This window comes from Collinsella sp. AF19-1LB, assembly GCF_003459655.1.
Taxonomy (GTDB): domain Bacteria; phylum Actinomycetota; class Coriobacteriia; order Coriobacteriales; family Coriobacteriaceae; genus Collinsella.
Window position 1 is genome coordinate 443 of record NZ_QRWO01000072.1, and the last position, 846, is coordinate 1288.

Sequence of the window (846 nt, forward strand, 5' to 3'; positions counted from 1 at the left end):
TAAGCTGCCCTGGAGACCTTTGAGAGTCGGCAGAGACTTTCTATGGAGATGTTGGTTTCTTCATGGACTTCTTTTATGGCTTTAAAATCTCTGAGAAGGTGAGTAAGGCTGAATCCTTCGAGGAACGCAACCTTTCCTCTATCTCCATCTTTTTTTTTAGCAGGGCAATCTCTGCTATAAGATCCTTCTTCTCTTCAAGAAATCTGGCATTCTCCTGACGCAGCCGTTCTTCTTCGGTCCGGGGCGTTTGGAGCCTGATTGGCTTTCCTCTGTAATCCTCAAGACCAACTTCTCCCATCTCCTTGAACTTTTTTACCCATGTGTAGAGTGTTTGGTAGGACATGTTGTACTTCTTGGCTATCTTGTTGTAATCGCATCCACTGGCGATGCACTCCTGAACGATTCTGACTCGCTCTTCCTTGACCGATTGCTGGCGTTTGCCCATAAGATCTCCTCCTTCAGAAACGAGGTCTGTCAACTTATGCTCATTATACGCCTCAATCCATGTTTTAAGGGAGAGAGTGCCGGAAATTCTGTATTTGGCACAGACGGAAAGCATGGAAACGCCGCCTTTAAGATATTCCTTTACGGCCTGGATCTTCATCTGATTGGAGTAGTAAGACAAATGCTGCCTGGGCCGCAATCCCTTAAAGCCCTCCTCTTTATACCGGAGAACCCATTTTCTGAATGTTATGCGGCTCATATGAAGATTTTCAGCTGCCTGGGTAATCGTAACACCCTGATAGAGATATGAAGCAATCTGGTCTAACATTTCCTCCGGGGACGCTTTGGTTTTACATGGCATAAGAATGACCTCCTAATATATTTATGATATTATTCTGTCTT

At 44.8% G+C, this 846-nt stretch carries 1 protein-coding gene; it reads right to left on the reverse strand.

Annotated elements, in window-relative coordinates; all coding sequences use genetic code 11:
• Window positions 1–73 precede the first annotated feature (73 nt).
• Window positions 74–805, reverse strand: coding sequence for a helix-turn-helix domain-containing protein (locus DWX39_RS10780; protein ID WP_117759945.1), 732 nt, complete (start codon window positions 803–805; stop codon window positions 74–76).
• Window positions 806–846 lie beyond the last annotated feature (41 nt).